General features: G+C 43.9%; 15 protein-coding genes and 1 CRISPR repeat array. Of the genes, 10 read left to right on the plus strand and 5 right to left on the minus strand.

What is annotated here, in order from left to right:
• The first annotated feature begins 1 nt into the window (after window position 1).
• The 5 genes from cas7c (at window position 2) to NV379_RS18355 (ending at window position 6,905) form a co-directional block, all read left to right on the plus strand.
• Window positions 2–862, plus strand: coding sequence for a type I-C CRISPR-associated protein Cas7/Csd2 (gene cas7c, locus NV379_RS18335; protein ID WP_258208791.1), 861 nt, complete (start codon window positions 2–4; stop codon window positions 860–862).
• Window positions 852–1,511 (plus strand): CRISPR-associated protein Cas4, encoded by a 660-nt coding sequence (cas4, locus tag NV379_RS18340; RefSeq protein ID WP_258208792.1) that lies wholly within the window; start codon window positions 852–854, stop codon window positions 1,509–1,511. The genes cas7c and cas4 overlap by 11 nt, the downstream gene beginning before the upstream one ends.
• Window positions 1,508–2,539, plus strand: coding sequence for a type I-C CRISPR-associated endonuclease Cas1c (cas1c, locus tag NV379_RS18345; RefSeq protein WP_258208793.1), 1,032 nt, complete (start codon window positions 1,508–1,510; stop codon window positions 2,537–2,539). The genes cas4 and cas1c overlap by 4 nt, the downstream gene beginning before the upstream one ends.
• 9 nt (window positions 2,540–2,548) lie before the next feature.
• Window positions 2,549–2,839 (plus strand): CRISPR-associated endonuclease Cas2, encoded by a 291-nt coding sequence (cas2, locus tag NV379_RS18350; protein WP_258208794.1) that lies wholly within the window; start codon window positions 2,549–2,551, stop codon window positions 2,837–2,839.
• A 168-nt stretch (window positions 2,840–3,007) separates the two neighbouring features.
• A CRISPR array of direct repeats spans window positions 3,008–6,362; the repeat unit is 32 nt; unit sequence GTCGCACCTTACTCAGGTGCGTGGATTGAAAT.
• A gap of 27 nt (window positions 6,363–6,389) precedes the next feature.
• Window positions 6,390–6,905: an ankyrin repeat domain-containing protein gene (locus NV379_RS18355; RefSeq protein WP_258208795.1), complete on the plus strand. Its 516-nt coding sequence runs from the start codon at window positions 6,390–6,392 to the stop codon at window positions 6,903–6,905.
• A gap of 57 nt (window positions 6,906–6,962) precedes the next feature.
• Here NV379_RS18355 and NV379_RS18360 read toward each other — a convergent pair whose 3' ends face one another.
• Window positions 6,963–7,907, minus strand: a complete 945-nt coding sequence (locus NV379_RS18360) for an MraY family glycosyltransferase (RefSeq protein ID WP_258208796.1) — start codon at window positions 7,905–7,907, stop codon at window positions 6,963–6,965.
• Window positions 7,908–8,050: 143 nt separating this feature from the next.
• On the opposite strand from NV379_RS18360, the gene NV379_RS18365 reads away from it, so the two are divergent.
• Together NV379_RS18365 and NV379_RS18370 are read left to right on the plus strand one after the other, a co-directional pair.
• Window positions 8,051–9,529, plus strand: coding sequence for a serine hydrolase domain-containing protein (locus NV379_RS18365; RefSeq protein ID WP_258208797.1), 1,479 nt, complete (start codon window positions 8,051–8,053; stop codon window positions 9,527–9,529).
• Between the two features lie 16 nt (window positions 9,530–9,545).
• On the plus strand, window positions 9,546–10,424 hold the full coding sequence (locus NV379_RS18370) for an aminoglycoside 6-adenylyltransferase (protein WP_258208798.1): 879 nt from the start codon (window positions 9,546–9,548) through the stop codon (window positions 10,422–10,424).
• A 44-nt stretch (window positions 10,425–10,468) separates the two neighbouring features.
• Here NV379_RS18370 and NV379_RS18375 read toward each other — a convergent pair whose 3' ends face one another.
• Window positions 10,469–11,176 (minus strand): Crp/Fnr family transcriptional regulator, encoded by a 708-nt coding sequence (locus NV379_RS18375; RefSeq protein ID WP_258208799.1) that lies wholly within the window; start codon window positions 11,174–11,176, stop codon window positions 10,469–10,471.
• A gap of 158 nt (window positions 11,177–11,334) precedes the next feature.
• Here NV379_RS18375 and NV379_RS18380 point away from each other — a divergent pair, with 158 nt between their 5' ends.
• Window positions 11,335–13,128 (plus strand): flavocytochrome c, encoded by a 1,794-nt coding sequence (locus NV379_RS18380; protein ID WP_258208800.1) that lies wholly within the window; start codon window positions 11,335–11,337, stop codon window positions 13,126–13,128.
• Window positions 13,129–13,243: 115 nt separating this feature from the next.
• Here NV379_RS18380 and NV379_RS18385 read toward each other — a convergent pair whose 3' ends face one another.
• Window positions 13,244–14,323: a M42 family metallopeptidase gene (locus NV379_RS18385; protein ID WP_258208801.1), complete on the minus strand. Its 1,080-nt coding sequence runs from the start codon at window positions 14,321–14,323 to the stop codon at window positions 13,244–13,246.
• A gap of 152 nt (window positions 14,324–14,475) precedes the next feature.
• On the opposite strand from NV379_RS18385, the gene NV379_RS18390 reads away from it, so the two are divergent.
• Window positions 14,476–14,997, plus strand: a complete 522-nt coding sequence (locus NV379_RS18390; protein WP_258208802.1) for a hypothetical protein — start codon at window positions 14,476–14,478, stop codon at window positions 14,995–14,997.
• 94 nt (window positions 14,998–15,091) lie between these two features.
• On the opposite strand, the gene NV379_RS18395 is transcribed toward NV379_RS18390, so the two are convergent.
• Window positions 15,092–16,675, minus strand: coding sequence for a multicopper oxidase family protein (locus NV379_RS18395; protein WP_258208803.1), 1,584 nt, complete (start codon window positions 16,673–16,675; stop codon window positions 15,092–15,094).
• A 195-nt stretch (window positions 16,676–16,870) separates the two neighbouring features.
• Between NV379_RS18395 and NV379_RS18400 the strand changes: the two genes are divergently transcribed.
• Entirely contained in the window at window positions 16,871–17,623 is a 753-nt protein-coding gene (locus tag NV379_RS18400; protein WP_258208804.1) for a metallophosphoesterase family protein, read from the plus strand.
• Here the strand turns inward: NV379_RS18400 and NV379_RS18405 are convergent.
• Window positions 17,620–18,366: an MBL fold metallo-hydrolase gene (locus tag NV379_RS18405; RefSeq protein WP_258208805.1), complete on the minus strand. Its 747-nt coding sequence runs from the start codon at window positions 18,364–18,366 to the stop codon at window positions 17,620–17,622. The genes NV379_RS18400 and NV379_RS18405 overlap by 4 nt on opposite strands.
• Window positions 18,367–18,368 lie beyond the last annotated feature (2 nt).

Here is an 18,368-nt window from a genome sequence, read left to right on the forward strand (position 1 = left end):
CATGACCATTTTAAATCATAAAATTGATTTTGCAGTCGTATTCTCAGTTTCTAAGGCTAATCCTAATGGTGATCCTTTAAATGGTAATAGACCACGTCAAAACTATGATGGTCTTGGTGAGATTTCGGACGTTGCTCTAAAACGTAAAATTAGAAATCGTCTGCAGGATATGGGGGAGTCGATTTTTGTACAGTCTAATGACCGCAACACTGACAATTATAAGAGCTTGAAAGAACGTGCGGAAGCCAATACTGCTTTGGCAAAGATCATGAAAGCGAAGGATGGTTCAAGCGAAGATTTTGCACAATTAGCTTGTGAACAGTGGATGGATGTTCGAAGCTTTGGACAAGTATTTGCTTTTAAAGGAGGGGCTGATAAAGGGGTTTCTGTTGGGGTTCGTGGTCCTGTATCCATTCACACAGCAACCAGCGTCGATCCAATCGATATTACGAGTATGCAAATTACCAAGAGTGTCAATTCCGAACCAGGGGATAAGAAAGGTTCAGATACAATGGGTATGAAGCACCGTGTAGATTTTGGGGTGTATGTATTTAAAGGCAGCATTAACACACAACTAGCAGAAAAAACTAGATTTACAATTGAGGACGCTGAAAAATTGAAACTAGCTCTTATCACATTATTTGAAAATGATGCATCTTCTGCTAGACCAGATGGTAGCATGGAGGTTGTTAAAGTGTATTGGTGGGAGCATCAGTCAAAACTTGGACAATATTCTTCTGCCAAAGTACATCGCTCTATAGAAGTGCAATCGAATAAGGAAGAGCCTAGATCGTTTGAAGATTACACAATTACCTTACATGAACTTGAAGGATTGAAAGTTGAGGTTCTGGATGGTCAATAATGATGAAGATGATTATCTAATGCTGTCAGGAATTCAACATTTCCAGTTCTGCAAGCGTCAATGGGCACTCATTCATATTGAGCAACAATGGGTAGAGAACGTCAAGACAATTGAGGGGCAGCATCTTCATCGTCATGCAGACAAACCTTTTACAAGAGAGAAACGTGGTGACAAGCTAGTAGTTCGGTCGATGTCTGTTAAATCTAGAGATCTTAAAATTACAGGGGTTTGCGATGTTGTCGAATTTATCCAAGATCCGTGTGGTGTAGAGATTAATGGAGCAGAGGGTAAGTACCTAGCTTATCCAATTGAGTATAAGCGTGGCAAACCGAAGACGGATGAATCGGATATTCTACAATTAGCTGCACAAGCCATTTGCTTAGAGGAAATGCTTCTATGTGAAATTGATACGGGGTTCATTTTTTATAATGAAATTAAACATCGAGTTGAAGTACCGTTAACACCAGAGATTAAGAAGAAAGTACAAAAAATCATAGCTGAAATGTATGATTATTATGGACGAAATCATACACCAAGGGTAAAAACAGGGTCATTCTGCAATAATTGTTCCCTTCAACAAATTTGTATGCCTGCGCTAATGAATAAAAAGACAGTCAGAAGTTATATTGAAGGGGCGATTAAAGAATGAAACGTCTATTAAACACGCTGTACATCACACAATCTGATGTCTATATGTCGTTGGATGGAGATAATATTAAGCTATCTATAGGCGAAGAGTTGCTTGGCAGGTTTCCTCTTCATAATCTGGAGTCTATTGTTTCATTTGGCTATACAGGTGCTAGTCCTGCATTAATGGGATATTGTGCGGAGCGAGATATTGCGATCACATTTTTAACGATGAGCGGTAGATTTCTGGCTAGGGTGATCGGTCAAAGTAAGGGGAATGTTATTCTAAGAAAAAGACAGTATCAGATCTCTGATGACGAGTCGATGTCGGCACGAATTGCCCGGAATTTTATTGTAGGGAAGATTTACAATCACAAATGGATGATTGAAAGAACGACAAGAGAATATCCGATGCGGATTGATGTGAGTCAATTTAAAGAGATATCAGGCCAACTTTCATCAATTATTCAAGATGTGAGAGCCTGTGAGGATTTAGAACGACTACGTGGACTAGAGGGACAAGCAGCTGTAAGTTACAACAAGACGCTAGGGCAGATGGTCTTACAGCAAAATGAGGACTTCTACTTCAATTCTCGCACACGCCGACCTCCACTTGATAATATGAACGCGATGTTATCGTTCGCCTATACATTACTTTCGAATGATACAGCAGCGGCTCTGGAAGCAGTCGGACTAGATGCATATGTTGGATTTCTGCACCGTGATCGACCGGGTCGTGCTTCACTTGCTTTGGATGTAATGGAAGAACTGCGTGGTGTGTATGCTGATAAATTTGTATTGGCGTTAATTAACAAGAAAGTAGTTAATAAAGATGATTTTTATAAGAAGGAAAATGGCGCAGTCCTAATGACGGATGATGCGAGGAAGAAATTTTTAAAAGCATGGCAAGAGAAAAAGCAAGAAAAGATTACACATCCCTATTTAGGTGAGAAAATTTCCTGGGGATTAGTTCCGCATGCACAAGCTTTGCTATTAGCACGTTATTTGCGTAATGATTTGGATGAATACCCTCCATTTTTATGGAAGTAGGTGGAAGAGATGCTTGTATTAATCACCTATGATGTAAGTACAACGAGTAACGGTGGTCAACGAAGGCTGCGGCAAGTCTCCAAAGCATGTCAAAACTACGGACAGCGTGTCCAAAATTCGGTATTTGAATGTAATATAGATGCTACGCAGTTGGCAAGTCTTAAGATCCAACTAAAAGAAATTATCGATCAGAAGCAAGATAGTCTACGATTCTATCAGTTGGGTAACAACTATAAGAGTAAGGTTGAACACTTCGGAATCAAAGAATCAATTGATCTGGAAGGGCTGTTGATTTTGTAGTGCGAATGTATAGTTCACTTGATTTCCCTGGGGGATTCGCACCAATAATTTCACATTAATTGGAAATAAAGATTAGGTATATGGAAACAATGATTGATTTTTTGAATGATTCGATCATGAATTTGCTGATTCTCGCGAAATTGTAATCTATTATGATGCAATTTCGCTGTCGCACCTTACTCAGGTGCGTGGATTGAAATTGAAAATCATCAACAATGATAGCACCTGGTCCTGTCGCACCTTACTCAGGTGCGTGGATTGAAATGCCTGATGTGAGTGATCCCCATGTTCTACCTTTGTCGCACCTTACTCAGGTGCGTGGATTGAAATAGATGCTGTGCTGCAAACAGATGTGATGTACATGTCGCACCTTACTCAGGTGCGTGGATTGAAATGCTAACCCGATCAATATACACGCCTGGTCGAAGTCGCACCTTACTCAGGTGCGTGGATTGAAATTTTACATTGTCACCGCGAATGATCGATTGCGACGTCGCACCTTACTCAGGTGCGTGGATTGAAATCACTTTAATAACTTGAATACTCATATTGCTTGTTGTCGCACCTTACTCAGGTGCGTGGATTGAAATCGTAAACTAGCGAGCGGATCGGAAGCCCTCCGCGTCGCACCTTACTCAGGTGCGTGGATTGAAATCTTGCCACCCGTTTAAGATTGATTGTTCCAAGATGTCGCACCTTACTCAGGTGCGTGGATTGAAATTATAACTACTTGATACCGCTTGTACATTATTCCGTCGCACCTTACTCAGGTGCGTGGATTGAAATATTAGGCATCAGTGGTAAAGACAATATCGCAAAGTCGCACCTTACTCAGGTGCGTGGATTGAAATAGATGAATCATAAAGTTGTCTGGTTCGATCTCAGTCGCACCTTACTCAGGTGCGTGGATTGAAATTATATAAGTAACAGCTGTCATTGGTACATTACCGTCGCACCTTACTCAGGTGCGTGGATTGAAATATTCAATGGCAGGCATTCGATAGCTTCATGCTCGTCGCACCTTACTCAGGTGCGTGGATTGAAATGCTTTAAATCAGCCGACAATCCAAAAAAGCTTGGTCGCACCTTACTCAGGTGCGTGGATTGAAATCTGTTGCAAAGTCGGTATCATACGCTAAAACACGTCGCACCTTACTCAGGTGCGTGGATTGAAATTGTCTAAACAGACGATATCAACTAAATGCGTTAGTCGCACCTTACTCAGGTGCGTGGATTGAAATAGCTTGGTGGCGTGTATGGCTTGGATCGAGGCAGTCGCACCTTACTCAGGTGCGTGGATTGAAATACAAATATGGATGCGACATGATCCCAGTCCGGGTCGCACCTTACTCAGGTGCGTGGATTGAAATCAATCGACGAACTTACGATTAGTGGTGCGTGGGAGTCGCACCTTACTCAGGTGCGTGGATTGAAATGAGTGAAATTTTTAAGCAATCGCGGGGTTCCTCGTCGCACCTTACTCAGGTGCGTGGATTGAAATGTAACTGATCCCAATGCGTTACCGACATATACTGTCGCACCTTACTCAGGTGCGTGGATTGAAATTTAAACATCGCTTGAGACCTCTGTGACTTAGCAAGTCGCACCTTACTCAGGTGCGTGGATTGAAATGTACTGGTAAGCTTTTAAATACTTTATCTGCTAGTCGCACCTTACTCAGGTGCGTGGATTGAAATCATACGAAGCACGGATCATACTTTCAGTTGCGTGTCGCACCTTACTCAGGTGCGTGGATTGAAATTTGCCTAACGCTGCCGCAAGGGTCCTTGCAATGGTCGCACCTTACTCAGGTGCGTGGATTGAAATCACCGTGAGTGCGCCCACTCCAATCGTTACGCCAGTCGCACCTTACTCAGGTGCGTGGATTGAAATTATCCCTTTGGTGTCCTGTAGAACCGTCATGCAGTCGCACCTTACTCAGGTGCGTGGATTGAAATGGATCGTCGTCTATGGACGTATTAACGAAAATGGTCGCACCTTACTCAGGTGCGTGGATTGAAATATTCCTCAACATGCAAACTCAATATTTCTTCTAGTCGCACCTTACTCAGGTGCGTGGATTGAAATTATATCATCATTGCTATCGGTGTGTACTGGCTAGTCGCACCTTACTCAGGTGCGTGGATTGAAATGCTGATGCGTTTAAGTGGGCGAAAGACAATGCGGTCGCACCTTACTCAGGTGCGTGGATTGAAATCATCCTCTCACCCCATTAATAAAATAGCCCCCGGTCGCACCTTACTCAGGTGCGTGGATTGAAATCGACAGCTGGACCAGAGGATGGATATAGGTATTGTCGCACCTTACTCAGGTGCGTGGATTGAAATTGAGCGATCTCAGTTGACTTGATGAATGTTGGGTCGCACCTTACTCAGGTGCGTGGATTGAAATTCTGATGAGAAACCATCAGTATCAACCGTTTCCGTCGCACCTTACTCAGGTGCGTGGATTGAAATTCAGATGAAAATAGAAACTATCTTGAAGAGAAGTCGCACCTTACTCAGGTGCGTGGATTGAAATGTCAATTGCATGAATTGTATCAGCAAAACAAGCGTCGCACCTTACTCAGGTGCGTGGATTGAAATGTAGAAGCAACTCCAGACGATTTAATCATTCAAGTCGCACCTTACTCAGGTGCGTGGATTGAATTTTCATAAATAAACATCATTAGCGCTGGTGGATCGTCGCACCTTACTCAGGTGCGTGGATTGAAATCCTTGTTCTTCCGGTTGCGTCCGAATGCCCATTTGCAGTCGCACCTTACTCAGGTGCGTGGATTGAAATATCCCGATACAGGGCGGGGCTAAAGGATTGCTGTCGCACCTTACTCAGGTGCGTGGATTGAAATTCAGATAATTATATAAATCAGTAAGCTTAATATGTCGCACCTTACTCAGGTGCGTGGATTGAAATAATAGAGATTGAGTATTTATTCGGATTGACACCATCGCACCTTACTCAGGTGCGTGGATTGAAATTATACTGAGTCCATGCCACAAGATGATTCCGAAGTCGCACCTTAATCAGGTGCGTGGATTGAAATAATGCTTTCACTTGTGGAGAAGAATAGCCAAGATGTCGCACCTTACTCAGGTGCGTGGATTGAAATCCTGCAGCACGCAGCCGTTGCAATATGGACATGGTCGCACCTTACTCAGGTGCGTGGATTGAAATTTACTTGAATGGTTGCATGAACTTGATTGAGAGGAGTCGCACCTTACTCAGGTGCGTGGATTGAAATAACAGGAAAGCTCCATATGTGTTGGTCTAAGCTGTCGCACCTTACTCAGGTGCGTGGATTGAAATTTTGAAAATGAAGAGTATCGAGCAGGTCAATTGGTCGCACCTTACTCAGGTGCGTGGATTGAAATTTCAAATTGCCCCACGTACTCGTCTTGACCTCGTCGCACCTTATTCAGGTGCGTGGATTGAAATCACTGGACGAGTATCATGTGATTGGGCACTATCAGGTCCCACCTCACGTAGGTGCGCAGATTGAAATACCTAACCTAACAGGAGGCTCGCGATTATGAACTCAACTCATCAAATCGAAGAAGTATTTGAAGCCGTACAGACGGGGGATGCGGCTAAGTTAAAGGAAATTCTTCACTCCAACCCTACTCTCGCCAATATGGAAAATAGCGACGGGCACACGCCACTTGGCTATGCGGCACATTTAGGTCATGCCAATGTTGCAGCGGTATTGCTAGAGTTCGGTGCAGATGTGAATGCAATCTCTCATTCCAAAGTATCTTACATCCCTTCCAACACAGCTCTGCACGCGGCAATCGCGGGTAAGCGGAACTTGGACGTGATTAAGCTATTACTGTCTCAGAGCGCACAGACGCGTATATTAGATAGTAACGGTCATACATGCTTACATACTGCTGCTTTCCATGATGACAATGTGGAGATCATTCGTTTGTTGATCGAGCATGGTGCAGATGTACAAGCTCATGCTGAAGGTGGCGTTACGGCGCTAACACTTGCAACCGAGCAGGGCAATCATCAAGTTGCAGAATTGCTTCGTGAGTATGGAGCTTGAATTCACTTCCCACAATAAAAGCCCTGACATCACCGTCAGGGCTCTTGCATTTTCTTTTTAAATATTAATCAGCAACAGAACAATCGACGCCAACGACAAACAAATACTCATTAAGTAAATGATCAGCACCGTCTGTTTCTGTGTTAATCCTGCGGATAGTAAGCGATAGTGCATTTGACTGCGATCAGCTTGGTAGATTGGTTTGCCAGCGAGCATTCTCTTAGCAACGACATACAGGTTATCGATAATCGGTACACCGAGTGCAAGCACTGGGATAAGAACAGAAACAGCTGTAACTTGCTTGAAAGCTCCGTCTAACGCAATCACACCGAGCATGAATCCAATGAACGTCGCGCCAGCATCACCCATATAAATCTTAGCAGGCGGTTTGTTAAAGATAAGGTAACCAAGCGTTGCACCAACTAGTAAGATAGACATAATTGCGGAGTCGATCTGACCTTTGGATAGTGCAATGATGAAGAGCGTAATCGCCGCAATCGCGCTAATACCGCCAGATAATCCGTCGAGTCCATCCATAAAGTTGATAACCGTCGTCACGCCGAATATCCATAGAATCGTTAGAATAAATTGCAACCAAGTCGGCAAGAACACCATCTCATTGGTAAAAGGATTCGTGAATCCCTCGAACGTAATACCTGCGCTAAATGCGATCGCAGCGGCAGCTACTTGAACGATTAATTTCGGCCATGCTGCAAAATCTTTCGCTTTGGTCTTATACCAATCGTCAATGAGACCAATACCAATAATAAGTAACGAGCCGATTAGAATCGCAATCGACTTCTGATTCCAATCAATAAATGCGAGATAAGGTATAATGAATCCTAAGAAAATTGCGATACTCGCTAGATGTGGCACGGGTTCAATATGAATTTTGCGGCTGCTAGGGCGATCGACAAAGTCTAGATTAATGGCAAGCTTGCGAAGCGGTGGAATGAGTGCAATCACGGTTAAGAATGAACATATCGAATATAGTAAATACATATCCTAGCTCCTATCTAACAATGGTAAATACTAGATTTGTCCTCAGTATAGGCGAAAAAGGAAATAATGTAAAATATATTGTTAGTAAATGTAAGTTTTTGTAGTGTAAATGGATGCTGGAGGCGTATGAAAGGAGATTACCGATGTCAAAATTGCAGTCGAGCTCTTCTTTACCTATTGATATATCTGAGAATCATGGCTTAGCTTCATCTTATCTTCACGACTTTCTTAACGAGATTGAGCATCTAAACTTAGAAGTAAATAGCTTTATCTTATTGCAAAATGGCTTCGCCACTGCTCAGTTCTGGAAGAAGCCATATCATAAGGATGCACCTCAATTGCTATACTCGCTTTCCAAAAGCTTCACTTCTATTGCGATTGGCATCGCATGGGATCAGGGATTATTGAACTTGGACGATGCCGTTGTTTCCTTTTTCCCAGATAAACTCTCATCACCCATCTCTCCTAATCTAGCAAAAATGAAAATTCATCATCTGCTCGCCATGAATACGGGACATCAAGATAGCATTTATACCCAAATTGCTTCAGAGCAAGATTGGGTCAAAGCATTCCTCGCGCAAGAAGTAGATCACGAACCAGGCACTCATTATGTGTACAATACACATGCTACCTATATGCTGTCTGCGATTATTGAGCAGGTGTCAGATGAGAATTTAGTTGATTTCTTGATGCCAAGATTATTTGAACCGCTCGGCATCGCTAAACCATCGTGGGAGACTTGTCCACTAGGTATTATTGCAGGTGGGATGGGGCTGAGTTTGAAAACAGAAGACATTGCGAAGTTTGGTCAGATGCTCCTGAATCGTGGGACGTATCTTGGAAAAAGGATTGTATCTGAGGCTTATCTCGATCTGGCTACAACGGAGCAAAGTGATAATCGGGCAAGTAACGTAGCGCTTAATCGTCCGGATTCCATGCAGGGTTATGGCTACCAATTTCATTTGTGCCGTTATGGTTGTTTTCGAGGGGATGGATCATTCGGCCAGATGTGTTTCGTTGCCCCTAAGCAGAACATCGTGATTGCCGTAACGGCAAGCTTTGCGAGTATGCAGCGGCAACAGGAGCTTCTGAATCTGATCTATGAACATATTATTTTTCAAGTTAAATCGAATGTTGTACTCGAAGTAGTGTCAAGTGATCGAGAACAGTTTCAGCATCGACTTAGCTGTATGGGTTATGCTGATTTAACAGGCATATCTATACCAAGTGGAATACCGAACCTGTCTGGGCGACATTATGTGATGGAAGCGAATCGTCTGGGTTTGCAGAGGCTAATTGTTGAGATGGATAATAATCGTCTACAGCTACGTACGTTCTATGATGCGAGTGGCGAGCATGTTCTCACATTTGATTTTACGAAATCAAGTCATATACAAGATGTATTTATGAAGGATTTGAACTTGCACAAGCAAGAGGTTGTTACATATGCATCATGGCAGGATAGCCAAACGCTGTTGTTAACCCTCATCTACATTGAGACGCCATATCATGTGACATATACAATCCAGTTTCTAGAGAGAACAATTGATTTTCACTATCAGATGAATGTATCTCTAGGCAGTAAAGAAGCTCGGTTTACAGGAACTCTATTATATAAATGAAAGTAGTGAAGCAACCATGCGCAGTGAACAAGAAATGTTCGAATTAATCCTAGGTGTTGCTGATCGTGATGAACGTATACGTGCTGTTTATATGAACGGATCGCGGACGAATCCGAATGTGCCGAAGGATATGTATCAGGATTACGACATTGTATATATGGTGACGGAGACGGCATCTTTTATCCAGCAACCCGAATGGGTTGAGGTGTTCGGTGAGCAATTGATTCGGCAGGAGCCGGATCTACTCGATCACAATCGCGGGATAGAGATGGACTTTAATCGTTCGTACATGTGCATGATGCTCTTTACGGACGGGAACCGGCTAGATCTACGTCTACTTTCGATAGAAGCGCTCTTGGAGGAATATAAGAAGGACAGTCTCACGATTCCACTCTTGGATAAAGACAATATACTGCCACAAATTCCACCATCAACAGACCGAGATTACCATGTGAAACGTCCGACTGAACCCGAGTATGTGAGCTGCTGCAATGACTTCTGGTGGTGTATGCAGAATGTGGCGAAGGGAATTGCTCGAGACGAACTACCGTATGCGAAGACGATGTTCGATCAGATTATCCGTGAGAGATTAGATGAGATGCTTGCTTGGTGGGTAGGCGGGAAACATGACTATCAAATCTCAGTCGGCAAAATGGGCAAATACTTCAAGAACCTGCTCCCAGCACCTTACTGGGACTTATACAAGCAGACGTACGCGGATGCGGATGATGAACACACATGGGGTGCAGTATTCACCGCGTGTGAGCTGCTTCGTCAAGTTGCGCAAGAGGTGGCAAGCCAATGTCATTTCACCTACGTCGAGCAAGATGATTGGAACATGATGCTGTACTTGAACCGAGTTTATGACGCGACGAGACAAGTGAAGGAAGCGTAAACTGAATTATTTTTTTGATAAAAAGGGCAGTCCCCCTCGTAGAATTAATCTACTGGAGGTACTGCCCTACTTGCTTCCAGCTCGCTTTGCAGCAAATCCGATCGATGAATAATCCAAGGTTTAGGTTGCAGAGATACGATCTGCCGCTGCACCAAATGTTGGAGTGTACGAGTGACTGTAACCCGCGTTACACCTGCATATTTAGCCAGGAGATCTTGGGTGAGGGGTAGGCTGAGCGCAATACCCTCTGAGTGGGGTTCGCCAAATTGATGCATTAATCGAAGTAAATATTTAATAACTAACGTGTGGGTACAAGAATAGGAATCGCCCATATGTCTTGCTAGATTGCGATGAGTCGTCTCCATAATCTGAAACAGATGCATGAGCAGCCTAGGGTTCTGATTAGCAGACGCCAGGAAACTAGGAATATCTACGACAAGCACGCTGCCTGCTTGAATAACTTGTGTACTTGCAATGTATGTTTCATGAAACAATGTATTGTGGCCTACAACATCCCCTTTACTGAAAAACCGCCGTATGCGCTGCTTGCCGCTCGCATCTGTCTGATAAGCCGTTACAATGCCTTGTATGATGATATAGAAAGAATGCGACTCATCTCCCTCATGAAAGAGATGCTGATGCTTTTGAACATGACGAATCGTTCCAAGATGATGGGCTTGAACAAGTCGCAGGAAGCTGGACGGATCGTTCCAGTTAAGATGCAAGTGGGGTGTGCGTCTTGTAGGTCTCATGGTGTAATAACTCCTTGTGAAAAAAATCTCATATTTGGTATACGGTGATACTAAATGGTTTGAAGATCAGTTATATAATGACTATGGACAATAGTTACATAAGCTTCACGATTAATATGTGAAAGTAATCACAAATGTTAAAGGAGAAATTGACTTATATGCGTATGAGAATAAAACAAACAACGAAGATTTGGCTAAGCGGTTTGCTTGCCAGCACACTTATCCTTACAACTGCCGGTTGTTCGCTAGGCGACAAGCCGTCCACAGAAGTATCTGGTGTAATGAAATCTGGTGTTTATAAGGCAGAAGCTGAGGGTTTCCATGGTCAGATTAAAATCGAATTAACGGTAGATAGTGATAAGATTTCTGATATTAAAGTGCTTAAGCATGGTGAAACACCTGGTGTCGGTGATGTTGCGATTAAGCAAATTCCCGAGAAAGTCATTGCTACACAAAGTTTAAATGTGGACTCCATCTCAGGTGCAACTTTCAGTAGTAAGGGGATCATGGGTGCGATTACAGCTGCATTAACCGAAGCTGGTGCGAATGTTGAAGAGCTGAAGACGAAGCAAGCACAGCAAGCAGCCAAAGAAGCAATTACGAAAGAAGCTGATGTTGTTGTCATTGGTGCTGGCGGTGCTGGTCTAGCGGCAGCTGTATCGGCTAAGCAGCAAGGAGCTTCTGTTATTATTATTGATAAAATGTCACGCATCGGCGGAAACACCGCACTTGCAGGCGGTGCCTATAATGCAGTTGATCCTGAGCGTCAGAAGAAGCAAGGTATTGAAGATTCACTCGACAAGCACTATACACAGACACTAAAGGGCGGAGATAACAAAGCAAATCCTGAGCTTGTTCGTCACTTAGTAGACAATGCCCTTGGCGGTGTGCAATGGCTGGAACAATTAGGGTTGGAATTCCAAGACGAAGTGTTCACTGTAGCTGGCGCACTATGGCCTAGAAGTCATCGTCCGCTGAATGAACACGGCGGGTTTGTAACTGCATTGCAAGAATCTATTGAGAAGAACAACATTGAAATTTTACTGCAGACAGAAGCTAAAGAACTGCTTACAGATCAAGGTGCTGTCGTTGGTTTGAAAGGTACATCGGATGGTGCTGAGATTACAATTCATGCGAAAAAAGGTGTCATTCTAGCGACCGGCGGCTATGCTGCAAGCAAAGAAATGCGCAGTAAGTATCATAAGGGCTTGCCTACTGATCTCCCAACAACGAACCATCCTGGCGCGACTGGTGATGGACTCATTATGGGTGAAGCAGCTGGTGCTAATCTTGTTGGGATGGACTTTATTCAATCCCTACCGCTGGGAGACCCAGAGACAGGAAGTCTAACGGGATGGCTTGCAAAAGGTGTGGAATCCTATATGTTCGTCAACAAGTCAGGTGAGCGCTTTATTCGTGAGGATGCACGCCGTGATGAGATGACAGCTGCCCTGATGGCGCAGCAAGACAGCATGATGTACGTTATTGCTGACAGCAACACATTCAAACCGGGTACGAAGAACAACTTTGACGAAACAATTGAGAAATTAGTGGAGTCTGGTAAAGTTATCGCTGCCGATACCCTAGAGGAACTCGCAAAGAAACTTAACATGGACCCTGCGGTGTTCACAGCAACAATTGCAGCGTATAATGAATCGGTTGAAAAAGGTAAGGATCCGAAGTGGGGGCGTGAAATTCTAGAGAAGAAGATGGACAAAGCACCGTTCTTTGCTAGTGCACGTAAACCAACAGCTCATCACACGATGGGTGGACTTGAAATTAATACGAAGGCAGAAGTATTGACGAAGGATCAGGAAGTGATCCCAGGTCTGTATGCTGCTGGAGAAGTAACAGGCGGCATTCATGGTTCCAACCGCTTAGGTGGTAATGCCATTGCCGATATTATCGTATTCGGTAAACAAGCAGGTGCTTCTGCCGCAGCACGTCAGTAAACAAGAGAAACGTTAGATGGCTAACAAGCCGAATCAAGATAATCGTACACGTAACAAAAGGGCAGCTCCTCTCGTAGATTGAATCTACTGGAGGAGCTGCCCTATTTTGCATCGATTAAGAGTTCTCTAAGATGGTGTTCAGTGTCGTACGGTCTGTCTTCTTAACAAGCTGAACTAATAGCTCTTTCGCTGCATCAATATCGTCGGTATGGATAATGGATGCGGAAGTGTGGATATAGCGACCGCATACGCCAATGATTGTGGAAGGTACACCAGTTCCGCTGAGGTGAACTTGTCCTGCATCTGTACCGCCTTGAGAGACGAAGTACTGGTAAGGGATCTTATGTGTCTCTGCAGTATCACGGATAAATTCAACAAGTCCGCGGTGAGTGATCATCGTAGGATCGAGGATACGTAGTAGTGCCCCTTTACCTAATTGACCGAATGCATTGCGATCTCCCATCGTATCGTTAGCTGCACTGCAATCCAGTCCATAGAAAATATCCGGTTGAATCAGATTCGCCGATGTACGTGCACCGCGAAGTCCTGCTTCTTCTTGAACGGTTGCACCGCTGTATAGAATGTTCGGAAGCTGAACGTTATCTTGGTGCAATTCTTTCATAAGTTCAATGGCAAGACCTACACCATAACGGTTATCCCAAGCTTTTGCCATAATTTTCTTCGGATTCGCAAGCGGAGTGAACGGGCAGATCGGAAGAACGGGAACACCCGGATGAATGCCGAGCGACTCAACATGCTCTCTGCTGTCTGCACCAATATCTATGTACATTGCACTAATCTCAACAGGCTTTGCACGCGCAGCTGCATCTAATAAGTGAACAGGAACAGAGCCAACCACACCTTCAACTGGGCCGTTTGCTGTCATCACTTGTACACGCTGAGCAAGAACAACATTGTTCCACCAACCGCCAAGTCCTTGGAACTTCAGCATGCCGTTCTCCGTAATTTGTGTAACCATGAAACCAACTTCATCTAAATGACCCGCAACCATGACGCGAGGTCCATTCTCATCACCGCGTCTTACGCCAAATATACTACCTAAGCTATCCTGCACGAATTCGTCCGTATATTTGGACAATTCACCTTTCACAAATCCGCGAAGCTCGCGTTCAAACCCCGGCGCTGCCGGAAATTCAGTTAATGTACGATATAACTCCAAAGTCTCTTGATTCAAACCAAACACCTCTTTTTAAAAAGTTTCTAGATGAAAATGATTGAAGCTCATCAATTAAGTATGAACCTTTATGTTTCGCTATGCAAGCTTATCCATGAATGCTATATTATTGGTATAAAAAGGTTTTAAATACATATTTGGGGTGATTATTCGTGTGGATTTTTGTGCTTTTTGTTGGGCTTGTCCTCTTGCTTTCCATTGGCAGTGCACGTAATGCGAATCGTTTTCGAAGCAAGTTATCCCAGATGATTTTAGTACCTGAATTTAAAGGTGAGATGTGGGTTTTGCGTCTAGTACCGCTTGCTGCATTCATCATTTTGCATGTATGGATCCTATTTGTTTTGCAGGATCAACTGCTTGTTCGAGTTGCGCATGGCATGACGGTGCTCGGTTTGTGGACACATGCTACATTCGGTATTTTCCTTCTTTTATTTAATGGTAAAATGAATCTTCGCAGGACGAACTCACAGTTGCTAACGACGGCTATCTCAATTATGACGGCGCTTTATGTGACCCCACTGACTCAGTTTTTGGATGTTTTTACATTCGAGCCGATGTATGTACTCGTTGTAAGTTCACTGTTCTTCCTATATGGCTTGGTTGTAATCTTCACGCTATCTAAACAATACGCCATTCAAATCAATGAGCCGATAAGGATTGCCTCTTATAGATAAATTGTTCTAAAAATAGATACACCTGCTTCTGCGTAGTGGAAGGTAAGTAACCACGATGCACATTAGCAGGTGTATTTGTTATTTGTAGAAGAAATTACGGTTTCTTACGCTTTACTACACGATAAGGTCGCATCATATCATGGTCCTCATGCTCGAGCATATGACAATGCCACACATATTGCCCTGTGTATGGACCGAATCTTGCGATGATTTGCGTGACTTGACCAGGCTTTGCCTTCACGGTATCCTTCCATCCACGATCATTCGCATCGGGCTTGGTTGGCGGTCCGGTGAAGCGTATTTTTTTCGTGCGAGTATAGTATTCAACATCAAAAGGGCGGAACTGCAAGATTTGGAAATGAACCAGATGGAGATGGATTGGATGGGTGTCCGTTGTCGTATTGACCAAATTCCAGATTTCCTTCGTACCTAGAACTGGCTTCTCGGTGACGGGCATATCCCAATGTTGGTTGTTCAGTAGAAGCAGTAATCTTCCATATTGATCTACGGTTTCGTCTAAGGATAATTGCCGTACTTTCGCAACATTGGCGCGTGTTAGCTTTGGAATAAACGATAATCTTGCCGGTATTTGACTCTTATCTGGACATTTGAGTGGTTGATTCACACGGAATTGCATGATTCTTCCGGTTGTAGCGGGATTTAAATTCGTACTCACTCCCATTGGATAAGGAGCTTCAGCATTGTTGGTCATGATGATGGATTTGCCTTTGAATTTTGAGAAGTCAATAATAATGTCTGCGCGTTCAGCCGGTGCAATCAGGAGTTGTTTGAGCTTAACGGGTTTCTCAAGTAGCCCCCCATCCGTTCCGATCTGGTAGAAGGATTGCCCAGAGCTTAGTTTTATATTGTAGAATCGATCATTGGATGCATTGAGTATTCGGAAGCGATATTTGCGAGGTTCCACATTTAGATAAGGCCATACTTTTCCGTTCACGACAATTGATTCTGCGAAATATTCAGGGACGACGGAGGGGTCAGGGAGATTCCGCTTAGTAGGTGTAGGTGTAGCATGATGCATCCCAGGCAAAGGCTCACTTGGGTAATAGAGAGATCCGTCGCTATTCAAGGTGCGGTCTGCAATCATGAGTGGAATTTCGTATCGCCCTTTAGGAAGGTGCAGGCAAGCTTCTGCTTTGTCACGGATGAGATAGAAGCCTGCTAATCCGGCATAAACATTAAGCCTTGTAATACCAATCGCATGGTCGTGATACCAGAGGGTTGTCGCCCGTTGGCGATTGGGGTATGTATACACTTTTTGTGTATAGGTAGGGCCAGTATGTTTGAAACCTCTAGTAAACCATGATTCTGGGTAGCCATCGCTATTCGCTCGTACTCGGGCTCCATGGAGATGAACAACATTGCGAACTCGAGGGAATCGTTTCTCCGCACCATGAACCGTCGTATCCACAGGAAGCAAATGCTTGCGAGGTAAGTCGCTCTCCCAGAGAACTTTCACCTCTTCGCCACGTTGTACTTCAAAGGTCGGACCAGGGAACTGTCCGTTATAGCCCCATAATGTTGTTGCTGGTAAATCCCGATGCAAGGAATACTTGAATTGTTTCATTCTGACTCGATAGTGTGAGACACCATCTTTTCTAGAAAACGGTCTGATCGTCTTAGGAATAGGCAAGGGATCAACGAACTGGGCTAGAGGCATAGCATCTGTCCTTCCTATATAGTCTGTTTTCATATTATGTTTTCTGCGTTAGGGGAGTGTTAGGCGTAGGTTGCTACTCTACCCAGTTAGTTAGAGGGTGAGTCGATTTTTTTAGAAGGAAACCTCTTGTTCCAAGTCGAATTCCTTTAAAATCCTTTTCCGATACATATCTAAATACAACCGGAGGTTCATTCTATGAGACTAGCAGTCCTATCTGATACACATGGCAATGCAACAGCACTTGAAGCTGTAATTCAAGATTTGAGAGGGCAAAGTCCTGATGCGGTTGTATTTCTTGGCGATATGGTGATGCGCGGACCAAGTCCAAGTGAATGCATTGAGCTTGTACGCTCACTAAATCCGTTAACTGTTTTGCGAGGCAATTATGATGATTTATTTACTCGTTTCCCTAGGCAGGGTTGGGAACCGAAGAATCATAAAGAAGAGCTTATCTTGCGAGCATTTGAATATGATTGTGAACGAATTTCAGTTAAAGATAAGGAGTGGCTGGGGAACTTGCCTACAGGGTTTCATGATGTACTTAACGGAGTACCAACGGAGATGCACCACGCAAGTTCCAAGTCGCTCATTGATATCGTATACCCATGGGCGACTTTGGACGAGCTGGATACGCTGCATGCGGATAATCAGACGAAGTTATTACTTTATGGGCACATTCATCATGCTTATGTGCGTCAAGGCAGAGGGAGATTGGTTGTGAATTGCGGCAGTATTGGTACGCCGTTCGATGGAGATAATCGGGCAAGTTATGCGATTGTTGATCTGATGGGTTCAGATATAGCAGTTCAACTGCGCAGAGTTACCTATGATGTGGAACAAGCGATTGCGATTGCAATAGAGCGTGATATGCCAGACAGGGAGAGCTTTGCTTATGCACTTCGTACGGCTCAATATCCTTACAACCAAGTCAGACAGCCTTCTAATTAGAACCATTCACCGTCCTGCGGAATAACGACTTGATCAATTACACGTTCCGCAATGAGTCGTTCACGAAGATCCCTTCTTGTGACTAGACAATGATTAATTGTATCCATATGAACAGCGATGACCTTCGTATAAGGTGCGAATTGGGATACTTGAATAACATCATTCGCATCCATTGTAATCGGATCACCCACGTTAAATTGCGCACCGCCGCTGTTTACGATAGTAACGTCAGGCTGATAGGATTCGAGTGCCAGCCGGACATCATCGCACCAAATTGTATCGCCAGCAATGTATAAGGTTGGCTCTCCTTCAGCTTGGAAAATAAACCCCGAGACGCGGCCCATCTTCTCACCAATCTCACCTGTTCCGTGCTGCCCTGAAGTACGAATGATGGTAATGCCTTGAAAGTTATAGGTTTGCTCAACGGAAGTGACATCCGCAAATCCATTTACTTGTATGGATGTCTCATTCCCGGGTTGGCATATGATTGGAATATGCTTCGGGATCGCTGCAATTGCAGCTTGATCGAAGTGATCTTGGTGCAAGTGTGTGACAAGAACTACATCTGGATTACTTATTTCATCTATCGGCATTTGCAAAGGTACAAGTGGATTTCTTCTAGTATTACTTGAGTTAACGATTGGCGGGTTCACGTCCTTATCGCTAAACATCGGATCGATCAAGAATTGAACATCTGCATATTCCACCCATAGGGTAGCATGACGAATAAGTCTAATTTGCATAC

The organism is Paenibacillus radicibacter (genome assembly GCF_024721995.1).
GTDB lineage: Bacteria > Bacillota > Bacilli > Paenibacillales > NBRC-103111 > Paenibacillus_AM > Paenibacillus_AM radicibacter.